Origin of the sequence: Streptomyces sp. NPDC050164, assembly GCF_044459945.1 — a bacterium.
Taxonomy (GTDB): Bacteria; Actinomycetota; Actinomycetes; order Streptomycetales; family Streptomycetaceae; genus Streptomyces; species Streptomyces coeruleorubidus_A.
The window spans coordinates 1-19,044 of record NZ_JBITJK010000043.1 but is presented as its reverse complement, the minus strand read 5'-3'; the positions used below and the strand labels follow the sequence as shown (position 1 = coordinate 19,044).

Sequence of the window (19,044 nt, the reverse complement as noted above, 5' to 3'; positions counted from 1 at the left end):
CGACCTGCGCTTACACTGAGCCCATAAGGGATGTTCGTGACGTACCGGAACCGCCATGCGCTATCAGCGGATGCTCGTACCGGTCCTCGCCCTGGTCCTCGTGATGGTGCCCGCGATCTCCAGCCGGGCACAGGGTGAGGAGGTCCCGCGCGGCCCCACCTTCGCCGCGCGCGCTCTGCAGGCGCTGATCGACGGTATCCAGTTCGGGGTGATCATCGCGATCACATCGGTCGGGCTCTCGCTGATCTTCGGCACCATCCACCTGATCAACTTCGCGCACGGCGAGTTCGTGACGATCGGCGCGACCTTCGCGTTCTTCCTCAACGTCTCCGCGGCCGGTCCGGGCTGGCACCTGATTCCCGCCGCCCTCGCCGCGGTGGTCTTCGGCGCCCTGCTGGGCGGGGCGGTCGAGCGCGGCATCTGGCGCCCGCTGCGGGCCCGAGGCACCGGGCTGATCAACATGTTCATCGTCACCATCGGGCTCTCGCTGCTGCTGCGCCACGTCGTACTCGTGCTGTACGGAACGCGACCGGCCTCCTACGCCCAGTACGACATCCAGAGCACGATCAGCATCGGGCCGGCCGGCATCACTCCACGGGACCTCACGGTCACCCTGCTCGCCGTGCTGGTGCTGCTCGGCATCGCCGCGCTCCTGCAGAAGACGCGGATCGGTACGGCCGTGCGGGCCGTCTCCGCCAACCGTGACCTCGCGGAGGCGTCGGGCATCGACGTACAGCGGGTGGTGCTGTTCGTCTGGATGCTCGGCGGCGGGCTGGCCGCGCTCGGCGGGGTCTTCTTCGGCCTGGTCGAGATCGTCACCTGGGACATGGGCTTCAAGCTCCTGCTGCTCATGTTCGCCGGGGTCATCCTGGGAGGGCTCGGCTCCGCCTACGGCGCGATGGTCGGCAGCCTCGTCATCGGCGTCGTCGCCCAGATGTCCACCCTGTGGTTCCCCGTCGACCTGCAGTACGCCTGGGCGCTGCTCGTCCTCATCGTCGTCCTCCTCGTCCGGCCGCAGGGCATCCTCGGCCGGGCCGAACGCGTCGGGTGAGGGGGCGCCATGGACTTCTCCGCCATCGTCTCCGACGCCCTGCGCTCGGGAATCGGCCCCATCGCCGCCGTCTACGCGCTCGCCGCGATGGGGCTGAACCTGCACTTCGGCTACACGGGGCTCCTCAACTTCGGCCAGGTCGGATTCATGCTGGTCGGCGGCTACGGGCTCGCCATCACGGTGTCGACGTACGACGGCCCGATGTGGCTCGGCGTCCTGGGCGGAATGGCATGCGCGATGGTGCTGGCCCTGCTCCTCGGCCTGCCCACCCTGCGGCTGCGCGCCGACTACCTCGCGATCACCACGATCGCGGCGGGGGAGACGCTACGGCTGTTCTACCGCTCAAACTGGGCCGAGCCGGTCACCGGTGGGGTGTTCGGGCTCCAGAGGTTCGCGAACGACTTCTACGCGCTCAGCCCCATCGAGCCCGGCACCTACGGCGTGTGGCTCGTGAGGTTCAGCTCCCGCGACCTCTGGGTGATGATCGTCGGATGGGCGCTGGTGCTCGTGGTCGGCAGTCTGCTCGCCTTGCTGATCCACAGCCCGTGGGGCCGTGTCATCCGGGCGATCCGTGATGACGAGGTCGCCGCGCGCAGCCTCGGCAAGAACGTCTACGCGTACAAGATGCAGAGCCTCGTGCTCGGCGGCGTCATCGGGGCGGTCGCGGGCATGATGCAGGCGATCCAGGTGCAGTCCGTGAACCCGGACAACTACGATCCGGGCGTCACGTTCTTCCTGTACACGCTGCTCGTGCTCGGAGGCGCCGGGCGGATCCTCGGGCCGGTCGTCGGCTCGGTCCTGTTCTGGTTCGTCCTCAGCTTCCTCGACAGCGCGCTGCGCCAGGCCATCGACGCCGAGTACATCTCGCCGGACCTCATCAGCACCTCGGAGGTCGGCGCGGTGCGCTTCGCCCTGGTCGGGGTCGCCCTGATCCTGCTGGTCGCGTTCCGGCCACAGGGCATCCTCGGCAGCCGGAAGGAGATGTTGCTCAGTGGCCGCTGACCCTGTCGTGCCCCACACCGGCCGGCTCTCCGCGATCGATCCCGAGCCGGGGGTGCGCAAGCCCGATCCCCTGCTGGTCCTGGACCAGGTGACCCGCACCTTCGGCGGCCTCGTCGCCGTGCGGGTCGAGCACCTGGAGGTGCAGCGCGGGGCCATCACGGCGCTCATCGGGCCCAACGGCGCCGGCAAGACGACGTTGTTCAACGTGGTGAGCGGGTTCGACCGGGCCGACGGCGGCCGGTGGTCGTTCGACGGACAGCCGCTCACCGGCGCCCCGGCGCACCGGGTGGCGCGGCGCGGAATGGTCCGTACGTTCCAGCTCTCCAGGGCGATCGCCCGGCTCACGGTGCTGGAGAACCTGCTGCTCGCCGCGCCCGGGCAGCGCGGCGAGCGGGCGCTGCCCGCGCTGCTGCGGCCGCTGTGGCGTGGGCAGGAGCGTGAGTTCGAGCGCCGGGCCGACGAACTGCTGGACCGGTTCCGGCTCGGGGCGCTGCGCGACGACCATGCCGGCACGCTCTCCGGCGGTCAGCGCAAACTGCTGGAACTGGCCCGCGCGCTGATGACCCGGCCGGTCATGCTCCTGCTCGACGAGCCGATGGCCGGGGTGAACCCCGCGCTGACCCAGTCGCTGCTCGGACACATCACGCGGTTGCGGGACGAGGGGCTGACGGTGTGCTTCGTCGAGCACGACATGGACGTGGTGATGGGCATCAGCGACTGGGTTGCCGTCATGGCCGACGGCCACCTGGTGGCCGAGGGCCCACCGCACACGATCGGCCGGAACGCCGCCGTCGTGGATGCCTACCTGGGCAAGCGGCACGACGAGCCGGAGGCGACCGAGGAGAAGGGCGGGGCGAGGGGCGAGGAGAAGGGCAGGCAGGAGTAGCGATGTCCACCGAGGAACAGGCACCGGTGCTGGCGGCCGACGACATCGTCGCCGGTTACGTCCCCGGTGTCGATGTGCTGCGCGGATGCAGTGTCGAGGTGCGGCCGGGCGAGGTGGTCGGCGTGATCGGCCCCAACGGCGCGGGCAAGTCGACGCTGATCAAGGCCGTCTTCGGGCTGCTGCGGGTGCGCGGCGGGACCGTGCGGCTGCGGGGTGAGGACGTGACCGGCCGGCCCGCGCACGAGCTGGTCCGGCGGGGCGTGGGCTACGTACCGCAGCTGCAGAACGTGTTCCCCACGCTGACCGTCGAGGAGAACCTGCGGATGGGGGTCTATCTGCGGCCCAAGGACCACGCGCGGCGGGTCGCGGCGGTCGAGGAGCTCTTCCCCGTGCTGGCCGACCGCCGCAGGCAGAAGGCCGGCGCGATGTCCGGCGGCGAACGCCAGATGCTCGCGATGGCCCGCGCGCTGATGATGGAGCCGCAGCTGCTGCTGCTCGACGAGCCGTCGGCCGGCCTGTCACCGCTCCATCAGGACCACGTCTTCGACCGGTGCAGAATGATCAACAGCGCGGGCGTCGCCGTGCTCATGGTCGAGCAGAACGCCCGCAGGTGCCTTCAGCTCTGCGACCGCGGCTACGTCCTCGACCAGGGCCGCAACGCGTACACCGGCACGGGTACGGCCCTGCTGCACGACGAGAAGGTGATCGAGCTCTACCTCGGCACGCTCGCCCGCGTCCGTTGACTCCCGGTGTCGCTCCTCCCGGTCACTCCTCGGCCCTGCTGGTCTCGGTACGCAGGGTCTGCAACGCTCCCTTGTCGTCGTAGCCGTACACCTCGATCGTCGCCTGGCCGGGTTCGCCCTTGTCGGTGAAGTTGAGCGGACCGCTCACACCGTCGTAGTCGATGTCCCTGCCGTCGGCGAGCAGCTCCTTGCAGGCGGCGAACGAGTTGCACTTCTCGCCGTCCTTGGTGATCCCGTTCATCTCCTTCACGTACTCGCCGGGATCGTCGGACTCCGCCTTCTCGGCGGCGAGCGCGATCGTCGTCACGCAGTCGAAGACCTGCGGCGCGAACTGCAGCTCCTTCAGCTTCGGCGCGAATTCCTTGAGGTCCTTCACGTACTGCTCGTTCTCCGCCGATGCCGGCGCGGTCCCCTTCATCCCGGAGAGCCTCTCCGGCTGACCCGGGGCGACCAGCGAGGGCAGCTCCTCGCTGCGCAGTCCGTCGGCGCCGTAGACGCCGATCCGGTCGGGCCCGAGACCGGACTCGATCATGCTCTGCAGGATCTGGGCGCCTTCCTCGAAGGCGATCACCACGGCGGCGTCCGGCCTGGAGTTCTCGATCTGCTGGGCGACCTGGTCGAAGTTGGTCGCCTTCGGGTCGTAGGTCTCGGCGAGCGTCACCGTCGCACCGCGCTCCTCCAGCGACTTCCGGGTGGCCTCCATCAGGCCGCGCCCGTAGTCGTCCGCCCGTGCGACCAGGGCCACCCGGTTGTGGCCGTCATCGCGGACGACATCCGCCAGGATGGGCCCCTGCAGCGCGTCGCTCGGGACGGTACGGAAGTAGAAGCCGTCGTCCTCGTAGTCGGTGAAGGTGGGAGCGGTGTTCGACCCCGAACACTGCACGACGCCCGCTCCGGTCACCCGGTCGATGAACGACAGCGACATGCCGGAAGCCGCGGCGCCGATGATCGCGTCCACGCCTGCCGCGAGGACCCGGTCCGCCGACTGCGCGGCAACGGCCTCCTGGCCCGCCTCGTCACTGGAGACCACAGTCGGCACGGGCTTGCCCAGGACTCCGCCGGCTTCGTTGACCTTCTCTATCGCGAACTTCAACGACTCGATCTGGGGCGGGCCCAGGTAGGCCAGCTGTCCCGTCTCCGGCAGGACGTAGCCGAACTGGAGCTCACCATCGCCCGGCTCGGCCTGGGCAGTGCCCGTCGTACCGCAGACGGCTATCACAAGAGCAGCCGCGCTTGCGAAGATCGCGGACCGCCGTATCGACGCTTTCATCTCCGCCTCCGCTCGTTACAGGCGGCGGTGGTCGACTGGCCGGCCATCCGCCCGCCATCTGTACCTGAGGGTAGAACTCATTCGAAGTCCGGAAAAGAATGAAACGTACACTTTTTCATTTTATTGTTGTTTTCGCCCCAGCCCTGCGCTCCCTCCGTAGGTCACGCAGGGCGTCGAGATCACCACGGGATACGCTCCCTAGTCGCGTACGGCGACGCGCTCCGTCTCCTTCGGGGTGGACTTGGCGACCACGACGGAGGGCTGCTCCCGCCGGGTGCGCAGGCCCGTGAGGGTGATCAGCAGGCCGGCGAGGGCGATGAGCGTCACGACCACCAGCCCGGGCCGGTAGCTGTCGAGGACGGCCTGCGGGGAGGCGTTGCCCTGCTCGGGGGAGTTCGCCGTCACCACCGCCGTCACCACGGCGAGGAAGATCGCGCCGCCCACCTGGACCGAGGTGTTGAGCAGCCCGGAGACCATGCCCTGCTCGTGTTCGTCAACGCCGTTGGTGGCCTGGACGTTGAGAGAGGGGAAGGTCAGCGCGAAGCCGGAGCCGACCAGCAGCATCGTCGGCAGGATCACCGCCGCGTAGACCGGATTGAGGTCGATGCGCAGGAACAGCACGTAGCCGGTCACCATCAGGGCGAAGCCCAGCACCATCAGCCGGGCCGTGCCGAACCGGTCGATGATGGCCCCCACCTTCGTCGCGGACAGCGCCACCAGCGCGCCCGCCGGCAGGAAGGCCAGGGCCGTGTGCAACGCCGACCAGCCGAGCAACTGCTGCATGTACAGGGTCACCAGGAACTGGAAGCCGATGTAGCTGCCGACGAACGTCAACGCGCCCAGCTGGGCCCGTACTTGAGGCCCCGAGCGCAGCACGCCGAGCCGGATGAGCGGGCTGGGGCTGCGCCGCTCGACGGCGACGAAGGCCGCCAGCAGGACGGCGACGGCGGCGAAGGACAGGATGGTCCGGGCCGATCCCCAGCCCACCTCGGGCGCCTCGACGACGGTGAAGACGAGCAGCAGCATCGATGAGGTGCCGAGGACCGCGCCGGGGATGTCGTAGCCACCCTGGCCGCGTTCGCGCTCACTGCGCGGCAGCAGCTTCAGGCCCACGAGCAGGGCGATCAGCGCGATGGGAGCGGGCAGGAGCATCGTGAGCCGCCAACTGGCCTCCGTGAGCAGGCCGGAGAAGACCAGGCCCATCGAGTAGCCGGTGGCGCCGCAGGTGGTGTAGATGGCCAGGGCGCGATTGCGCAACGGGCCTTCGGGGAACGTCGTGGTGATGATCGACAGGCCGGCGGGGGCCGTGAAGGCCGCGCTCAGGCCCTTGATGAAGCGGCTGGCGATGAGCAGCGGCCCCGAGTCGACGAGACCGCCGAGCAGCGAGGCCAGCGCGAAGACGCCCAGCGCCACCAGGAAGACCTGGCGTCGGCCCAGCAGGTCGGCGGCGCGTCCGCCGAGGAGCAGCAGGCCGCCGTAGCCCAGGATGTAGCCGCTGACGATCCATTGCAGCGCCGAGGTCGACAGGCCGAGGTCGGCACCGATGGAGGGCAGCGCGACGCCGACCATGGACACGTCCAGGGCGTCCAGGAACATCGCGGCGCAGAGCACCAACAGGGTGCCCCAGAGCCGGGGAGTCCAACGTCCGTCGGACGTGGGGGAGGTGAGCGGAGAGGTCATGGCCGAGACACTACATGCGCATGCATGAGATGCAAATGCATTTAATTCAGGTGCAACAAACCTGGTTCTCTGTTACGGTGCCGCGCATGGCGGCGAAGCAGGCCGAGCAGGCGCTCGTGGAACAGTGGCGGGACATTCTGGCGCTGCACGCGCGAACACAGTGTGAACTCGACCGGGTTCTGCACGACCGCGGCCTGTGCGCCAGCGACTTCGAGGTGCTCGACGTCCTCGCCGGGCGCCGGGCGGCGAAGGGCACTCCCTCGTACCGTGTCCAGGAGATCTCCGAGCGGGTCCATCTGAGTCAGAGCGCGCTGTCGCGGCTGATCGCCCGGCTGGAGAAGGAAGGGCTCGTCGAGCGCTGCATGTGTCCGGAGGACCGGCGGGGAGTTCGCGTGGCGCTCACGGCGAAGGGGCGCACGCTGCACGGTGAGGTGCTGCCCGTGCAGCGTGCGGTGCTGGCGCGGATGCTGGCGGACGGCTGAGTCCGGTCAGATCCCCGATGTCTCCCGCCACAGCTCGGCGAGCGCCTGGTCGCCCGTGACCGACGGCAGGGGAGCCCGGTTCCACAGCGCCAGGTACAACTTCTCGGCCGGGCCGGACAGTTCGCACTCGGCTTCCCCGAAGGCGCCGCGCGTGGTCACGGGCGGCTCGGATGACAGCCGTACGGTCCATACCGCGTCGGTGTCGTCCGTGCGTACCCGCAGGACTCGCGGCTCGTCCGTGCGCACCCGGCTCCTGGAGCGGGCGTGGAAGCCGCGGAGCAGTTCGTCGATGCCGTCGGTCGCGAAGTCCGGGGTGACGGCGGTGGTGCCGGCTCCGCGTGCGGACTCGGCGTCGACCCGGTGCACGGCCGTCTCGTGCGCCTGCCGCCGGGTCCAGAAGGCCAGCGGGGACGGCGCGGGCAGGAAGAACCAGCACTCGACATCGGGGGAGGCGTCGGCCAGCGTGGCGACGAGGTGGCGGTGGCTGTCGCGGTACCAGGCCACGAGTTCCGCGCCGTCGAGGTCCGGGGCTTCATCCAGCGGGCGGCGCTCGGTGTACCGCTCGGCGACGTACGACGCGGCCCAGCGGTGCACCGCGCCCGTGTGCCGCAGCAGATCGCGCACATGCCACTGAGGGCACGTCGGCACCTTGGCGTCCGTCCCGGCCTCCTCGGCGGCCGCGGCCAGCAACCGGCCCTCTGTGTCCAGCGCTTGCAGGAACTCGGCTGTCTCCATGGCGCCGAGTCTGCCGTATGGAGCGCGCTCCAAGCGCCGGAATCTTCCCGGGGGGCGCTACGGCAGCGGTGTGCCGCCCGTGGCGTTGACGATCTCGGCGGTGATGTACGACGCGTCCTGGGAGGCGAGGAAGACGTACGCCGGAGCCATCTCGGCCGGCTGTGCGGGCCGCCCGATGGGCGCCTGCTCGCCGAACTTCCGGGTGTCCGGCATGGTCGCCGGGATGAGCGGCGTCCATACCGGGCCGGGCGCCACGGCGTTGACGCGGATGCCCTTGTCGATCACCATCTGCGCCAGCCCCTGCGTGAAGGTGACGATCGCGCCCTTGGTCGTCGCGTAGTCCAGCAGATGCGGACTGGGCTTGTAGGCCTGCACCGACGTGGAGTTGATGATGCTGCCGCCCTCCGGGATGTGCGGCAGGGCCAGCTTGCACAGCCAGAACATGCCGTACAGGTTGGTGCGCAGCACCCGGTCGAACTGCTCGGTGGAGATCGCCTCGATGCCGTCGGGCTGCGACATCTGGTACGCCGCGTTGTTCACCAGGACGTCGATCCGGCCGAACTCCGCGACGGCACGGTCGATCAGCGCCCGGCAGTTCTCCTCCTCCCGTACGTCGCACGAGACGGGTACGGCACGCCGCCCGGCCTCCTCGACCAGCCGGGCGGTCTCGGCGGCGTCGTCCTTCTCGTCGTCCAGGTGGGTGAAGATCACGTCGGCTCCCTCCCGGGCGAACGCCAGGGCGACCGCGCGGCCGATCCCGGAGTCGCCGCCGGTGATCACGGCCTTGCGGTCGGACAGCCGGCCGCTGCCCCGGTAGGACTTCTCACCGTGGTCCGGGGGCGGGTCCATGGGGCCGGTCCAGCCCGGGTGCGGCTGGTCCTGGGAGGGAAACTCCGGGGTGGGGTGCTGGTCGCCGGGGTGCTGCTGATCGGTCACGGGTCTGCCTCCTTGTCCATGGCGTACGGCCCGGTGATCACACCCTGTGATCACAACGGGCGAGGCCCCGGGTACCCCGATGCCGGGGTACGGACCACCTGGCCGTGGACATGGTTGGCTGTGGCCCGGCCCGCATTCCGTATGCACGTGTCAGTGGTCGGGGTCGTGGAAGGATCAGCGCGCCGCGGCGCGGCGCGTCGCGAAACCGATGAGCGCGGCCACGGCGGCAAGGATCGCCACGCTGGTGAGCGCGGCCGGAAGGGAGAACCAGTCCGCCATGAAGCCGATGGCGGGCGGCCCCAGCAGCATGCCGCCGTAACCCAGCGTGGAGGCGGTGGCGACTCCGCTGGGACCGGCGAGCGCGCCCGCGCGTTCCACGGCCACGGGGAAGAGGTTCGCCAGGCCGATGCCCGTGACCGCGTACCCGAGCAGGGCCGCCCATAGTGCGGGGGCGAGCGAGCCGAGCAGCATCCCGGCCGCCGCCGTTGCACCGCCCGCCACGACGGTCCGGGTCCGCCCCAGACGCTCCAGGAGCGTCGTGCCGGTCAGGCGGCCCACCGTCATGGCGAGCGCGAAGCAGGAGTAGCCGATGGCCGCGGCACCCGGCGAGGCGCCCAGGTCCTCTTCGAGGTGCAGGGCGCCCCAGTCGGCCAGCGCCCCCTCGCCGTACGCGGTGCACCCCGCGATCAGGCCGAAGACGAGTACGAGTCCCCGGGTACGGCCGTCCAGGCGGCGCGGGGCGGCGCCCTTCGCGGGCCGTTCCCGTTCCGGCGGCACCGGCGGCTTCTGCCGCAGGAGCGTGGGGCCCGCCACGGCGGTCACGAGCAGTCCGACGACGGTGAGCAGCAGCAGGTGCCGGGTGGGGGAGAGAGACCCCGCGACCAGGGCGCCCAGCCCCGCGCCGATCATGCCGCCCAGGCTGAACGCGGCGTGGAAGCTCGGCATGATCGGCCGCCGCATCGCGGCCACGAGGTCCACGGCGGCGCTGTTGAAGGCGACGTTGATCCCGCCGTACGCGGCGCCGAACACCAGCAGGACGAGACCGAGCGCGAGGGCCGAGTGGGTCAGCGGGGGCAGGGCGACGCTGAGGGAGAGCAGGACGGCGCAGGCGACGGTGACCCGGTGGTTGCCGTAGCGGCGGCACAGCCGGCCGGTGAGGATCATGGTGACGACGGCTCCGGCGGAGACGCCCAGGAGGGCGAGGCCGAGGGCGCTGGCGGAGGCTTCGGTCTGTTCCTTGATGGCGGGGATGCGCACGACCCAGCCGGCGAAGACGAAGCCGTCGAGGGCGAAGAAGACGGTGATCGCCGTGCGGAGTCGGGTGAGGGAGTTGCCGTTGCCCGGCACGGCACTGTGCGTTCGGGGTTTGTTTATTTGCGGCACAAACTCAGGCTAGGTGGGTGCGGGTACCACGACAAGGCGCAAAGCCGGGATGACGAGGTGCGCCGCCGGGACGAGAAGGTGCGACGCTGGGACGAGAGCCATCCGCCGAGGGAACTCGGGAGCGTACATGGGACGTGACGTGCCGGCCCTGGTGTTCACCCGGGAGGACCGCCGTCGGTACCGGGCCAAGATGCAGACCGACCTCGAGGTGCTGGCCCGGATGCTGCGCGAGTCCAGCTTCGAGAGCGAGCGCCCCCGGGTCGGGCTCGAGATCGAGCTCAACCTGGTGGACGACCACGGGCTGCCCGCGATGCGCAACACCGACGTGCTGCAGGCGATCGCCGACCCGGCCTGGTCGAGCGAGCTGGGCCGCTTCAACCTGGAGATCGACATCCCGCCGCGGGAGCTGACGACCGGCGGCCCCGGCGCCTGGGAGCAGACGATCCGGGACGCGCTGAACCACGCCGAGGACCGTGCCTCGGCCGTGGGCGCGCACCTGATCATGGTCGGCATCCTGCCCACCCTGGACGAGGCTGACGTCAGCGAGGCCGCCCTCTCCGGTGACCCGCGCTACCGGCTGCTCAACGAGCAGATCTTCGCGGCGCGGGGCGAGGACCTGCGGATCAGGGTCGACGGCGTGGAGCGCCTGTCGACGTACGCCGACACCATCACTCCCGAGGCCGCCTGCACCAGCACCCAGTTCCATCTCCAGGTCGCCCCCAAGCAGTTCGCGGACTACTGGAACGCGGCCCAGGCCATCGCCGGCGTGCAGATCGCCCTCGCGGCGAACTCGCCCTTCCTGTTCGGCAGGGAGCTGTGGCGCGAGACCCGCATCCCCCTGTTCGAGCAGGCCACCGACACCCGCCCCGAGGAGATCAAGGCCCAGGGCGTACGGCCCCGGGTGTGGTTCGGGGACCGGTGGATCACCAGCGTCTTCGATCTCTTCGAGGAGAACGTGCGCTACTTCCCGGCCCTGCTGCCGCTGTGCGACGACGAGGACCCGCAGCAGACGCTCGACAGCGGCGGCGTTCCGCAACTGGGCGAACTGACCCTGCACAACGGCACGATCTACCGCTGGAACCGCCCCGTCTACGCCGTCACCGACAGCGGCCCGCATCTGCGCGAGGAGAACCTGCACACCGCGGCCCGCGACGGCATCGACGCCCGCATCTACTGGCCCGGCACGGGCGAAGTGCCGGTCACGGAACTGGTGTTGCGTCGCCTGCTGCCGCTGGCCCACCGGGGCCTGGAGCTGGCCGGCATGGACGCGGCCTGGCGCGAACCTTTGCTGGGCGTCATCGAGCAGCGCTGTGTCACCGCCCGCAACGGCGCCCTGTGGCAGGCGGAGACGGTCCACCACCTGGAGAAGGCGGGCGTCTCCGACCGGCGTGAGGCACTGCGGCAGATGACCACGACGTATATGGACTACATGCACATGAACGCGCCCGCGCACACCTGGCCCGTGGACTGACCGTCGCGACATCACAGGATCACGCGGGACTGGGCGCGGCCTGGCCGCCCCATTCCTCGGCGGGGCCTCGCCACTCCTCGGCGGCCGTCAGCGGGACGGGAGCGGGCGGCTGCGCCGACGTCGTCAGCTCGATCCGCCGTCCCTCGGCCGACGAACGCAGGAGCGCGGTCATCGTCTCCAGTACGTGCAGGGCGAGTTCACCGCTCGCGCGCGGTGCCCGCTGCCCGTCGGCGGCGATGAAGTCGAGCAGCCCGAGGCCCCGTGCGCCGTCGGCGTAGCCCGCGGACGGCGGGAGCGTGCGCCACTGTGTGTCGCCGAGTTCGAAGAGCCGTACGTCGCCGCCGAAGCGGTTCGGGTCCGGGACGGCGAGGGTTCCCACCTCGCCTTGGACCTCGATCGGGGACGCCGTGGTGGCCACCCCGTCGAAACTCGTCGTGATCGTCGTCAGCGTCCCGCCCACGTGTTCCAGCACACCGGAGACATGGCTGTCCACCTCCACCGGTATCCGCTCTCCCGTACGCGGGCCGGAACCGATGACCCGCTCGGCGCGCAGCCGGCTGGACGCCCCCGTCACGGCCCGCACCGGACCCAGCAGATGGACGAGGGAGGAGAGGTAGTACGGCCCCATGTCCAGCAGGGGGCCGCCGCCCTCGGTGTAGTAGAAGTCGGGGTGCGGGTGCCAGCGTTCGTGGCCCGGGGTGACCATCACGGCCGAGGCGAACAGGGGGCGTCCGATGCTCCCCGCCGCCAGGGCCGCCCGCGCCGTCTGAACCCCCGTGCCCAGCACGGTGTCCGGCGCGCACCCCACACCGACGCCCGCCCGCGCGGCGGCCGCCATGACGGCGTGGGCGTCGTCGAGCGTGGCGGCGAGCGGCTTCTCCCCGTAGACGTTCTTGCCGTGACCGATGGCACCGAGGGCGATTTCGGCATGCGCCCCGGGGGTGGTGAGGTTCAGCACCGTGTCCACGTCCGGGCTGCTCAGCAGCTCCTCGACGGTCAGCGCCCGCACGCCGGGCAGTTCGGCGGCGACCGCGGCCGACCGGGAGGCGTCGAGGTCGGCGACCGTGGTCACGCGCACGGCGGGGTGACCGACCAGCGTGTCCAGGTACGCGCGGGAGATGACTCCGAGCCCTACGACGCCGATGCGGTGCGCGTCGCCCACAGCATGCCCCTCTCGATGATGGTGCGCACGTTGGGGTTCTCCAGCACGTCGAGGCTGTGCCCCGGCGTCGTCACCACGATCCGCCCGGCGCCCCACCGGCGCGTCCAGACCGCCGGTGAGGTGACCGGCCGGTGCCAGGGCTCCCACGCCCGGGTGGGGTGCGTGGTGGTGGCCAGGACGTCGATGAGGTCGTCGTGGAGCACCCAGTACTGCTCGGTGTGCAGCTCGAAGTCCTCGATGCCCGCGGTGACGGGGTGCTCGCGGCCGGTCTCGGTGAGGGTAATGGTGTGCGGCAGGAAGTTGTCCTCCGGTCCGCCCCGGCGCTCGCACGGTTCCTTGCCCGGGTGCGTGGCGAACTGCCCTCCCACCAGGTGGAGATAGTCGGAGGAGGCGCGGAACGAGTCGGCGATGCCGCCGTGCCAGCCGGTGAACCCGGTGCCGGCCACGACCGCGGAGCTCAGCCCCGCCAGCTGCTCGCGCGTGATCTCCGACATCGTGATGCACTGCACGATCAGGTCGGTGCCGGCCATCTCGGCGGCGTCGGCGTAGACGTCGGTCGACTCCTCGACCCGGACGGTATATCCGTTGCTTCGCAGGAAGGGCAGGAACAGTTCCGTTGCCTCGACCGGCTGGTGCCCTTCCCAGCCGCCGCGTACCACCAGGACTTTCTTCGGCGTCATCGTGATCTCACTATGCGCCGGGCGTCCGCGCTCCCGGAAGGGGGCCGGGCCTCACGAAAATTTCGCTGTCGAGGCTCGGGCGCCGACCGTCCAACAGGCCGCGGTGAAGCGGACTTCCGGCCCGTGCACGAAGGGCTCGAAGGCGGCACGGACCATCTCGACGACCCGTCCGCGGGTCTGCTCGTCCACCTCGGGCAGGTACATGCCCACCGGACCGAGCCGGGTGAAGTAACGGACCAGCTCCTTCTCGGGCAGGGCGCAGACCACGTCGACCGGCCGGATGTCGATCCCGGCCCAGCCGCTCTCCGCCAGGATGCGCCGGACCTTGTCCGCGTCCGCGAAGGCGAACTGTCCCGGCTCGTCCGGGCGGCGGACGGGCAGGTCCGGGAGCAGCGGTGACGCGGCGCGCTGGGCCGTCGTCATGAACGGGTTCTCGGCCGGATCGCGCCAGACGACGCACCGCAGCGCGCCCTCGTCCCTGACGGCGCGCCGGAGGTTGGCGAAGGCCCGGACGGGATCATCGAAGAACATGACGCCGAAACGCGAGATGACGGCGTCGAAGGTGCCCGGTTCAAAGGCGTGGTCCTGCGCGTCGGCGCAGACGAAGGACGCCGGTACGTCCTCCTGCTCGGCGTACTCCCGGGCGGTGCTGATCATCGGTTCGGAGATGTCGATGCCGACACAGCGACCCTCCGGACCGAGACGTCGCGCCACGGCCAGCATGACACCGCCCGTACCGCAGCCGACCTCCAGCACATGCCTCGCCTGTTCGGCGGCGACGGCATCGACGAGGAGCTCCTCGATGGGCCTGAACATCTCGTCCAGCACTCCCTTCAGATCGCCCCAGGCGTGGCCGGCACGCCCGTTCCAGCGGGCCGGCTGCTCGTCGTCGGCCCTGCGCGCAGCGTCCATGGCTTTCTCTCCTTCTGGTGTTGCCTTCGTCGTACCGGGATGACAGCGTTCTACTTCAAGTCGACTTGAGGTCAAGGCAGAATGGCAGAACTGGACATCGCCGAAGTGGCGCGCCGCGCCGGGGTTCCGGCATCGACCCTGCGCTTCTACGAGGAGAAAGGGCTGATCTCCTCGACGGGCCGGCGAGGCCTGCGCCGTCAGTACGATCCCGGTGTTCTGGAGCGGCTGGCGTTGATCGCGCTGGGGCGGACGGCCGGGTTCTCGCTGGACGAGATCGCGCTCATGTTCGCGCCGGACGGGCGGCCGCGTATCGACCGGCGGATGCTGGCGGCCAAGGCGGACGAACTGGACAACAGGATCCGGGAACTGGGCGTCCTGCGCGACTCCCTGCGCCATGCCGCCGCGTGCCCCGCGCCGAGCCACATGGAATGCCCCACCTTCCGCCGCCTCCTCGACGCCGCGGCGTCCGGCGGTGTCGCGGCGCCGGGCAGGCGGGTCCCCGGCAGGTAAGGGGCGTCGGCGCTCTTGGTCCAATCGTGGTTCGTGCTTTGCCCGATTCCCGGTGTTCCGTGCCTAGCCTCGGCTCCGAACTTGGGAGGCCGCAGTGCTGAAGACCGTGAAAGGGCAGGCAGCGGGTCTGACGAAAGACCAGCGCAACGCCTTCCTGGCCGCCTATCTCGGCTGGGCGATGGACGCGTTCGACTATTTCCTGGTCGTGCTCGTCTACAGCGAGATAGCCGACGATTTCCATGTGTCCCTGACCGACATGGCCTTCCTCACCACCGCGACGCTGGTGATGCGGCCGATCGGTGCTCTGCTCTTCGGCATGTGGGCGGACCGCCGCGGTCGCCGCATACCGCTCATGGTCGACGTCGTCTTCTACTCGATCGTCGGATTCGCCTGCGCCTTCGCGCCCAACTACACCGTGCTGCTGGTGCTGCGCCTGCTCTACGGCATCGGCATGGGCGGCGAGTGGGGCCTGGGAGCGGCCCTGGCCATGGAGAAGATCCCGGCCTCCAGGCGTGGCTTCTGGTCGGGGCTGTTGCAGAGCGGCTATTCGCTGGGATACCTGCTGGCCGCGGTGGCGTTCTTCGTCATCGAGCCCGTCTTCGGCTGGCGGGGACTGTTCGCCTTCAGTCTGCTGCCCGCACTGGTCGCGCTGTGGGTGCGCAGCCGGGTGGAGGAGAGCGAGGTGTGGGAGAAGAGCGTCCGGCTCAACCGCACCCCCGCGTACCAGGTGTTCAAGAACCCGGCGGTGCTGCGGCGCTTCGTGTACCTGGTCGCGCTGATGACCGCCTTCAACTGGATGTCGCACGGCACGCAGGACATCTACCCGACCTTCGTGAAGAAGGGCCTGGACCTGTCCGCGAACACCTCCATCGCGATCGCCGTCGTCTACAACATCGGCGCCATGATCGGCGGTGTGCTGCTCGGTGCGTACTCCGAGCGGCTGGGCCGACGCCGGACGATCATGATCGCGGCGGCCGGGGGCCTGGTCGTGGTGCCGTTCTTCGTGCTGTCCACGACCGTCGGCTGGCTGATGCTGTCGTCCTTCCTGATGCAGGTGTGCGTGCAGGGAGCCTGGGGCGTCATCCCGGCCCATCTGACCGAGATGAGCCCGGACGCCGTCCGGGGCTTCTACCCGGGCGTCACCTACCAGCTCGGCAACCTGATCGCCGCGCTCAACCTGCCGATCCAGGAGGCCCTCGCCGAGCGCCACGGGTATCCGTCGGCGATGGCATGGACCATCGTGCCCACGCTGGCCGTGGTGATCCTGCTGAGCGCGATCGGCAAGGAGGCCAAAGGGGTTCGCTTCGGAAGCGGCGGACCGCAGGCGCCGAGCGCGGCGGCGACGGGCACGGCCCAGCCCTGACCGGCAGTTGTGCGGTTCACGCCGAGCGTGTGGTTCACGCCGGGCGAGCCCCAGTGCCGCGCAAGCCCCCGGCAAGCGCTCCTAGAGTGACCCCCATCCGACCGGAAACACCGGAAACAGGGGGACCGCATGAGCGAGGACACCCGCAGCGCGGCACGCGCGATCATCGACCGGAACCTGTACATGGTGCTGGCCACGGTCGGCGTGGACGGCGCCCCTTGGGCCTCGCCCGTCTTCTACTCCACCGAGGACGGGCGGGACTTGTACTGGGTCTCGTCCCCCGAGGTCACGCACTCCCGCAATATCGCCCACGAGCCCGGGATCGGCATCGTCCTGCACGACTCCCGGGCCCCGGTGGGCACGGCGAGCCCCCTCGCCCTGTACCTGAAGGCCACGGCGGAGGAACTCCACGGGGACGAAGCCCTGGAGGGCCTGCGAGTGATCCCAGGCCCGGCCGGGCGCGGCGGCCGCTCCCTCGCCCCGGAGGAGGTGCGTCCGCCCGCCCCGTGGCGGGTGTACCGGGCCCGGGTCAGCGAGTACTCGATGATCTGCCCGCGCGGGGAGGGACGCTGCACCGAACACGGGCTGGACTACGAGCACCGCACGACAGTCGGCTTGTGACGAGGGATCACACAGGGTCCGAAGCCCTCACTCCCCGCGTTTTGGAACAGCACTTCTCCTGCGCTGCATCAGCGCTGTACGAGCGCTAACCGGCCTCCCACGACAGTTGGATCACCGCTCCCGCCAGGGAGAACGGAGACCGAAAGGGACGGCCACATGAGTACCGCCAGGACACCGCAGCGCAGGGCCATACTCACCGGTGGGCTGGCTGCCACGGCAGCCATGCTCACCGCCTGTTCGTCGAACTCGGACAGCACGAACGCGGGGAAGACGTCGGCGGTGGGCGCGGCGAAGACCCCTTCGCCCTCGCCCGCGGCGGGCCCGCGACCGGACTCGCCCTGGGCGGCGTTCGCGCGGCTGATGGAGGGCAACAAGCGCTGGGTGGACGGAAAGCTCCAGCACCCCGACCGCGACCCCAAGCGGCGCGAGTTCGTCGCCGAGGCGCAGGATCCCTACGGCGTCATCCTCTCCTGCATCGACTCGCGCGTTCCGCCGGAGCTCGTCTTCGACACAGGCCTCGGCGACCTGTTCGTGATGCGCACGGGCGGGCAGGTCGTGGGACCGGTGGTCGTCGGTTCCGTGGAGTACGGGCCGATGACGTCCGGCACCCCGCTGATCGTGGTCCTCGGACACCAGCGCTGCGGTGCCGTCAAGGCGGCCTACGAGGCGATGCGCGACGGCAAGAAGCTGCCCGGCAACCTCCAGGCGATCTCCGACGCCCTGCGGCCCGCCTACCGGGAGACCACCAGGGCGAAGCACGCCGACCCCGTCGACGCCATGGTGCGGATCCACACCGAGCAGACCGCCGCCGAGCTGCGGACCAACAGGGACCTCGCCCCGCTCGTGAAGAAGGGCGACCTGGCCGTCGTCAGCGCCTACTACTCGCTCGACACCGGCCGCGTGGAAGTCCTCACCGGCGCGCCCTCCGCCTGACCCGGAGACAACGGCGACCGGGCGGGAAAAACGTTCCACGCCCGGTCACGTTATACTTGCGGCGCCCATGAAGGACACCGTCGTGCCTGGTCGCACGGCTTCCACAGCGAGGGGGTGGACGCCATTCAGGCACGCCCCGCGCGCATCCAGGACGTCGCGGCCGCCGCCGGCGTCTCGGTGTCCACCGTGTCGAACGTGCTCAACCGGCCAGAGCGCGTCAACGCACAGACCGCCGAGCGCGTCCGCATCGCGGTCGCCGCGCTCGACTACGTCCCCCACCCGGGAGCCGCCGGCCTGCGCACCGGGCGCGCCTCGGCCATCGGCCTGGTGCTGCCCGACGTGACCAACTCCTTCTACGCGCGCATCGCACGGGGCGCCGCGGACGCGGCCTACGACCACGGCTACTCCCTCGTCCTCTGCCACAGCGGGGACGCCCCGGAGCGGGAGCAGGGCTACTTCAGCATGCTCGTCGAGCAGCGGGCCGTCGGCGTCGTCGTCGTGCCGCTCAGCGCCGACCCGGGCCGGCTCGCCCGGCTGCGCCAGCGGGGCATCCCGCTCGTCCTGGCCGACCGCGCGATGCCCGACCGGGAGGGCTGCTCGGCCTCCGTCGACGACATCGCCGGCGGCCGTATCGCCGTACAACACCTCCTCGACCGAGGCGCGCGCGACGTCCTCGTCGTCAACGGCGAGCGCGGCATACGCCAGTGCGCCGACCGCTACCAGGGTGCCCGGCAGGCCGTGCGCAGCCGGCGCGAGGCCCGGCTGGACCAGGTCGTCGCCGAGCGCATGACCGTCGCGTACGGCACGCAGATCGCGCACGACCTCGGGGAACTGCCCGACGGGGTCTTCTGCACCAACGACTTCCTCGCCGCCGGCCTGTGCCGCGGACTGACCGACCGGGGCGTGCGCATCCCCGAGGACGTCCAGGTCGTCGGCTACGGCGACCTCGACATCGCGACCTTCGGCGCCACCACCCTCACGACGGTCCGGCAGCCGGTCGAGGACCTCGGCCGGGCGGCCGTGGAGATGCTCCTCGACGAGATCGAGGCCCGCGCGGACCACGTCCACGAGACCCGCGTCTTCGCCCCCGGCCTCGTCCTGCGCGATTCCACCCGCCCGGCCGCCGGCGACTAGGTGTATTGATCACGAGCGTTGTTAACACTGGCCGGGCTTGATCATGGCGAAGGCCCCCGTGTGTGGTGGAGGTGTCGAATCTTCACCGCA

The 19,044-nt window shown here is 70.4% G+C and carries 19 protein-coding genes; 11 read left to right on the top strand and 8 right to left on the bottom strand.

Annotated elements, in window-relative coordinates:
- Nucleotides 1–55: 55 nt before the first annotated feature.
- Genes ACIBNA_RS37525 through ACIBNA_RS37510 form a run of 4 tightly spaced genes read left to right on the top strand, consistent with a single transcriptional unit; the run spans nucleotide 56 to nucleotide 3,682 of the window.
- A complete protein-coding gene (locus ACIBNA_RS37525; RefSeq protein ID WP_399169695.1) occupies nucleotides 56–1,051 on the top strand; it encodes a branched-chain amino acid ABC transporter permease in 996 nt (331 codons plus the stop codon).
- A gap of 9 nt (nucleotides 1,052–1,060) precedes the next feature.
- A complete protein-coding gene (locus ACIBNA_RS37520) occupies nucleotides 1,061–2,053 on the top strand; it encodes a branched-chain amino acid ABC transporter permease (protein WP_399169694.1) in 993 nt (330 codons plus the stop codon).
- On the top strand, nucleotides 2,043–2,939 hold the full coding sequence (locus tag ACIBNA_RS37515) for an ABC transporter ATP-binding protein (protein ID WP_399169693.1): 897 nt from the start codon (nucleotides 2,043–2,045) through the stop codon (nucleotides 2,937–2,939). Before ACIBNA_RS37520 ends, ACIBNA_RS37515 begins: the two co-directional genes overlap by 11 nt.
- Before the next feature lie 2 nt (nucleotides 2,940–2,941).
- Complete coding sequence (locus tag ACIBNA_RS37510) at nucleotides 2,942–3,682, top strand: ABC transporter ATP-binding protein (protein ID WP_399169692.1); 741 nt, start codon at nucleotides 2,942–2,944, stop codon at nucleotides 3,680–3,682.
- Nucleotides 3,683–3,704: 22 nt separating this feature from the next.
- On the opposite strand, the gene ACIBNA_RS37505 is transcribed toward ACIBNA_RS37510, so the two are convergent.
- Together ACIBNA_RS37505 and ACIBNA_RS37500 are read right to left on the bottom strand one after the other, a co-directional pair.
- Nucleotides 3,705–4,952, bottom strand: coding sequence for an ABC transporter substrate-binding protein (locus ACIBNA_RS37505; RefSeq protein WP_399169690.1), 1,248 nt, complete (start codon nucleotides 4,950–4,952; stop codon nucleotides 3,705–3,707).
- Nucleotides 4,953–5,150: 198 nt separating this feature from the next.
- Nucleotides 5,151–6,632 carry an MFS transporter gene (locus ACIBNA_RS37500; RefSeq protein WP_399169689.1) on the bottom strand — a complete coding sequence of 494 codons (1,482 nt, stop codon included), beginning with the start codon at nucleotides 6,630–6,632 and terminating at the stop codon, nucleotides 5,151–5,153.
- A gap of 86 nt (nucleotides 6,633–6,718) precedes the next feature.
- Between ACIBNA_RS37500 and ACIBNA_RS37495 the strand changes: the two genes are divergently transcribed.
- Entirely contained in the window at nucleotides 6,719–7,114 is a 396-nt protein-coding gene (locus tag ACIBNA_RS37495) for a MarR family winged helix-turn-helix transcriptional regulator (RefSeq protein ID WP_399169759.1), read from the top strand.
- 6 nt (nucleotides 7,115–7,120) lie between these two features.
- On the opposite strand, the gene ACIBNA_RS37490 is transcribed toward ACIBNA_RS37495, so the two are convergent.
- The 3 genes from ACIBNA_RS37490 to ACIBNA_RS37480 form a co-directional block, all read right to left on the bottom strand.
- A complete protein-coding gene (locus ACIBNA_RS37490) occupies nucleotides 7,121–7,849 on the bottom strand; it encodes a maleylpyruvate isomerase family mycothiol-dependent enzyme (protein ID WP_399169688.1) in 729 nt (242 codons plus the stop codon).
- A gap of 57 nt (nucleotides 7,850–7,906) precedes the next feature.
- Nucleotides 7,907–8,785: an SDR family oxidoreductase gene (locus ACIBNA_RS37485; protein ID WP_399169687.1), complete on the bottom strand. Its 879-nt coding sequence runs from the start codon at nucleotides 8,783–8,785 to the stop codon at nucleotides 7,907–7,909.
- A gap of 174 nt (nucleotides 8,786–8,959) precedes the next feature.
- Nucleotides 8,960–10,132, bottom strand: coding sequence for an MFS transporter (locus ACIBNA_RS37480; RefSeq protein ID WP_399169686.1), 1,173 nt, complete (start codon nucleotides 10,130–10,132; stop codon nucleotides 8,960–8,962).
- 163 nt (nucleotides 10,133–10,295) lie between these two features.
- On the opposite strand from ACIBNA_RS37480, the gene ACIBNA_RS37475 reads away from it, so the two are divergent.
- The gene (locus ACIBNA_RS37475; RefSeq protein ID WP_399169685.1) at nucleotides 10,296–11,639 is read left to right on the top strand and encodes a glutamate--cysteine ligase; all 1,344 of its coding nucleotides are present in this window, start codon (nucleotides 10,296–10,298) and stop codon (nucleotides 11,637–11,639) included.
- Between the two features lie 19 nt (nucleotides 11,640–11,658).
- Here ACIBNA_RS37475 and ACIBNA_RS37470 read toward each other — a convergent pair whose 3' ends face one another.
- The 3 genes from ACIBNA_RS37470 to ACIBNA_RS37460 are packed head-to-tail and all read right to left on the bottom strand — an operon-like array spanning nucleotide 11,659 to nucleotide 14,393.
- Entirely contained in the window at nucleotides 11,659–12,801 is a 1,143-nt protein-coding gene (locus tag ACIBNA_RS37470) for a Gfo/Idh/MocA family protein (RefSeq protein ID WP_399169684.1), read from the bottom strand.
- A complete protein-coding gene (locus tag ACIBNA_RS37465; RefSeq protein ID WP_399169683.1) occupies nucleotides 12,771–13,481 on the bottom strand; it encodes a ThuA domain-containing protein in 711 nt (236 codons plus the stop codon). The genes ACIBNA_RS37470 and ACIBNA_RS37465 overlap by 31 nt, the downstream gene beginning before the upstream one ends.
- 51 nt (nucleotides 13,482–13,532) lie before the next feature.
- Nucleotides 13,533–14,393 carry a class I SAM-dependent methyltransferase gene (locus ACIBNA_RS37460; RefSeq protein WP_399169682.1) on the bottom strand — a complete coding sequence of 287 codons (861 nt, stop codon included), beginning with the start codon at nucleotides 14,391–14,393 and terminating at the stop codon, nucleotides 13,533–13,535.
- Between the two features lie 81 nt (nucleotides 14,394–14,474).
- Between ACIBNA_RS37460 and ACIBNA_RS37455 the strand changes: the two genes are divergently transcribed.
- The 5 genes from ACIBNA_RS37455 to ACIBNA_RS37435 all read left to right on the top strand — a co-directional run bounded on the left by ACIBNA_RS37455 (nucleotide 14,475) and on the right by ACIBNA_RS37435 (nucleotide 18,954).
- Nucleotides 14,475–14,903: a helix-turn-helix domain-containing protein gene (locus tag ACIBNA_RS37455; RefSeq protein WP_399169680.1), complete on the top strand. Its 429-nt coding sequence runs from the start codon at nucleotides 14,475–14,477 to the stop codon at nucleotides 14,901–14,903.
- 94 nt (nucleotides 14,904–14,997) lie between these two features.
- Nucleotides 14,998–16,266: an MFS transporter gene (locus ACIBNA_RS37450; RefSeq protein ID WP_399169679.1), complete on the top strand. Its 1,269-nt coding sequence runs from the start codon at nucleotides 14,998–15,000 to the stop codon at nucleotides 16,264–16,266.
- 129 nt (nucleotides 16,267–16,395) lie between these two features.
- Complete coding sequence (locus ACIBNA_RS37445; RefSeq protein ID WP_399169678.1) at nucleotides 16,396–16,887, top strand: pyridoxamine 5'-phosphate oxidase family protein; 492 nt, start codon at nucleotides 16,396–16,398, stop codon at nucleotides 16,885–16,887.
- A 156-nt stretch (nucleotides 16,888–17,043) separates the two neighbouring features.
- The gene (locus ACIBNA_RS37440) at nucleotides 17,044–17,820 is read left to right on the top strand and encodes a carbonic anhydrase (RefSeq protein WP_399169677.1); all 777 of its coding nucleotides are present in this window, start codon (nucleotides 17,044–17,046) and stop codon (nucleotides 17,818–17,820) included.
- 114 nt (nucleotides 17,821–17,934) lie between these two features.
- Nucleotides 17,935–18,954: a LacI family DNA-binding transcriptional regulator gene (locus ACIBNA_RS37435; protein WP_399169676.1), complete on the top strand. Its 1,020-nt coding sequence runs from the start codon at nucleotides 17,935–17,937 to the stop codon at nucleotides 18,952–18,954.
- Nucleotides 18,955–19,044 lie beyond the last annotated feature (90 nt).

Coding starts and splice junctions, on each gene's coding strand:
- ACIBNA_RS37525 (WP_399169695.1), top strand. CDS start 56: ATGCGCTATCAGCGGATGCTCGTACCGGTCCTCGCCCTGGTCCTCGTG.
- ACIBNA_RS37520 (WP_399169694.1), top strand. CDS start 1,061: ATGGACTTCTCCGCCATCGTCTCCGACGCCCTGCGCTCGGGAATCGGC.
- ACIBNA_RS37510 (WP_399169692.1), top strand. CDS start 2,942: ATGTCCACCGAGGAACAGGCACCGGTGCTGGCGGCCGACGACATCGTC.
- ACIBNA_RS37505 (WP_399169690.1), bottom strand. CDS start 4,952: ATGAAAGCGTCGATACGGCGGTCCGCGATCTTCGCAAGCGCGGCTGCT.
- ACIBNA_RS37500 (WP_399169689.1), bottom strand. CDS start 6,632: ATGACCTCTCCGCTCACCTCCCCCACGTCCGACGGACGTTGGACTCCC.
- ACIBNA_RS37495 (WP_399169759.1), top strand. CDS start 6,719: ATGGCGGCGAAGCAGGCCGAGCAGGCGCTCGTGGAACAGTGGCGGGAC.
- ACIBNA_RS37490 (WP_399169688.1), bottom strand. CDS start 7,849: ATGGAGACAGCCGAGTTCCTGCAAGCGCTGGACACAGAGGGCCGGTTG.
- ACIBNA_RS37475 (WP_399169685.1), top strand. CDS start 10,296: ATGGGACGTGACGTGCCGGCCCTGGTGTTCACCCGGGAGGACCGCCGT.
- ACIBNA_RS37465 (WP_399169683.1), bottom strand. CDS start 13,481: ATGACGCCGAAGAAAGTCCTGGTGGTACGCGGCGGCTGGGAAGGGCAC.
- ACIBNA_RS37460 (WP_399169682.1), bottom strand. CDS start 14,393: ATGGACGCTGCGCGCAGGGCCGACGACGAGCAGCCGGCCCGCTGGAAC.
- ACIBNA_RS37455 (WP_399169680.1), top strand. CDS start 14,475: ATGGCAGAACTGGACATCGCCGAAGTGGCGCGCCGCGCCGGGGTTCCG.
- ACIBNA_RS37445 (WP_399169678.1), top strand. CDS start 16,396: ATGAGCGAGGACACCCGCAGCGCGGCACGCGCGATCATCGACCGGAAC.
- ACIBNA_RS37440 (WP_399169677.1), top strand. CDS start 17,044: ATGAGTACCGCCAGGACACCGCAGCGCAGGGCCATACTCACCGGTGGG.